The organism is Actinosynnema sp., assembly GCF_052038725.1.
In genome coordinates, this window is record NZ_JBQGCX010001416.1 from 1 (window position 1) to 2,718 (window position 2,718).

3 protein-coding genes are annotated in these 2,718 nt (G+C 77.6%); all 3 read right to left on the bottom strand.

Features of this window, described 5'->3' with window-relative positions; genetic code table 11:
- Positions 1–928: thiopeptide-type bacteriocin biosynthesis protein (locus ACTUAL_RS29880; protein WP_440902580.1), on the bottom strand; the 928-nt coding region annotated here is incomplete at its 3' end.
- On the bottom strand, positions 928–2,046 hold the full coding sequence (locus ACTUAL_RS29885) for a hypothetical protein (RefSeq protein WP_440902581.1): 1,119 nt from the start codon (positions 2,044–2,046) through the stop codon (positions 928–930). The genes ACTUAL_RS29880 and ACTUAL_RS29885, both read right to left, overlap by 1 nt.
- On the bottom strand, positions 2,043–2,718 hold a 676-nt coding region (locus ACTUAL_RS29890; protein WP_440902582.1), incomplete at its 5' end, for a YcaO-like family protein. The genes ACTUAL_RS29885 and ACTUAL_RS29890, both read right to left, overlap by 4 nt.

The window sequence follows — 2,718 nt, forward strand, 5'->3', positions numbered from 1 at the left end:
CCGCGTCCGGCAGCTCCACCACCCGCTGCCACGGCAGCGCGCCGAACGCCACGACCGGCTCCGCCCGAGGCCCCTGGTCCGGCTCACCCACGTGGTACCTGCTCGCCACCAGGTACCGCCGGTCCGACTCACCCCCGTGCACGCGCTCCACCGCTTCCGGCGACTCGGCGGTCATCGCCACCAGCCTGCACACCACCCGCTCCTCCTCGGGCGTGATCCCCAGCCGGTTCAGCAGCATGTGCAGCTGCGAGCCCCACACGAACACCGGCAACCCGGCCTCCCGCACGCACTCCGCCCAGTACGCCACCGCCCCCGTGGCCCCACCCTCCAACCGCGCCCCCCGGTCGGCCAGTCGCGCCCCGCGCGCCGCGTGCAACGACCTGGCCACCGCGTGCGAGGCCACCCCCGGAGGCGCGACCGCCTCCTCGGTCCGCCGCCACCCGGACGCCAACGACCGCAACCACGACGCCGCACCCGCCCGGTCCAGCCCCACCGCGCTCGCGGTCGCCATCACCAGCTCCACCGCGGCCGTGAAGCGCGCGCCCGCCGTGCGCGCCGACCGCAGCACCGCCACCGCCACCTCGGTGCTGCGGCAGAACACCCCCTCAGCCACCGGCATCAGCTCCACCCCGCCGTACCGGGCGACCTCCGCCTCGTACCGCACCTCCCGCACCTCGCCGTGCGGCCACCCCGGCCCGTCCGCCCCGGCCCCGTCCACCACCACCGGGTGCTCCACCCCGGCCACCAGCGCGCGCAGCCTCCCCGGCAGGTCCGCGTCCCGCGCCCGCACCCGCAGGTGCGGCCCGCCCTCCCCGTACCGCACGTAGAACCACTCGCCGCTCATCGCCGGGGCGAGCACGTCCGCGATGAACGCGTCCACGTGCTCCACCGCCCACGCCAGCCGCACGTGCGCACTGGTCCACGTCATCACGCCTCCACCGGGCTCAGGTCGTAGGCGAACCCCGCACCACGCGGACGCCCGATCACGAGCAGGTACAGCAGGCAGTGCCCGGCGGGCGCGCCGACCAGCCCCTCCAGCGCCCCGTCGTCCACGCTCCGCGCCGGACGGCAGAACGCCCCCGCCCCGGCCGCCGCCTCGCACACGCGCTGCCCGGTGGCCCCCGCCGCCCGCAGCAACGCCCGGTACCCGTCCGGCCCGCCAGCCGCGACCGCCTCCGCCGGATCACCCGTGGTCACCAGCGCCAGGTTCGCCGACGCCACGTCGAACACCCCCGGCGGGTGCCCGAACACCGCCCCCAGCGAGCGCACCGCGTCCCCCGGCTCCACCACCCGCAGCCCGCCGTCCACCGCGTGCCAGCCGTCGACGACGTCCCGCACCCCGCGCACGGCCACCCGGTGCCGCAACCCGCCAGGCGACCGGCCCACCGCGTCCACCACCGCGTCCAGCACCGCCCTGGCCAACGGCCTCGGATCGGCGGCGATGCCGCGCGGCCCCACCCCGGAGCTGCGGACGGGCGACGGCGCGACGGCCGCCCCGCTCTCCCGGTGCGAGGACACCCGCACCACCACCCCGTCGACCTCCGCCCGCAGCCCCAACCGCCGCGCGTGCCCGACCAGCGCCGCCCCGACGTGCCCCACCTCCAGCTCCGCCAGCACGTCCCCGAACTCCCGGTACCCCGCCGACAGCCGGTCCCGCCGCCGCACCAGCTCGATCTCCACCGCCCCGCCCAGCGCGGGCGTCCCCTCGCCGACCAGCTCGCGCCGCACCGCGTCCAGCACCCACCGCCCACCCGCCAGCAGCACCAGGTCCACGGTGTGCGCCGCCCGAGCCGAGGGGTACGCGCGGTGGTCGTTGTACTGGTTCCACGGCTCCCACCGCAGCGGCGTCGCCACCGCCGTCAACAGGTGCGCCACCGCCGCCCCGAACCGCCCGCACCCGGCCAGCCCGCGCAACGGCACCCGCGCGCCCGCAGCCGCCGCGACCCCCGGCGACACCCCCGGCTCGACCACCCGCCCAGGCCCGTGCGCGTACGCCTCCGCCAGCGCCGCCCGCCCGTCCAGGGGCCCGGCCCCGGCCCCGCTCACGGGAACGGGTGCGGCAGCGGGGGACCGGACAGGCGCAACCGGGGCACGCCACCCGTGCGCCGGTTCACCTCCCCGAACGTCATCGGCGCCGTCCCCGGAACGATCACCTTCGCCGAGCGCAACCCCAACCGCTCCCGCACCACCGGATCGCTCTGGTCCACCGCGATCACCTCCAGCCCCAACGCCTCCCACCGCCGCACGTAGTGCTCCAGCACCGCGTCCAGGTCACCACCCGGCACGTCCGGCGCCACCAGCTCCCGCCCCGGCCCCGGAACCAGGAAGTCGTGCCGCCCCAACGCCTCCGGTAGCGCGTTGACGTTCACGTGGTCGTCCATCGTGCGCACCAGCCCCGGCTCGCGCAGCATCCGCCGCAACCGCTCCGGCTCGTAGTCCCCCGGCTCGCTCCGGTACCGCTTGGCCCCGGCCTCCACGTCCATCACCACCTCGGCCGCCGCGGCCCGCACCGCCGCGCCCACGTCCAACCCCGCGCCCGCCGCGTAGAACGCGCACGGGAACCCGCCCCGCCCCTCCGCCCGCCGGGCCAGCGACAGCACCGACGGCACCCCGAGGTCGTTCGTCGCGTCGTACAGCTCCAGCCGGTACCCCACCTGCTCCAACCGGTCCGCCACGTGCGCCGTCAGCTCGTCGTCCGAGCGCAGCGACGGCAGCGGC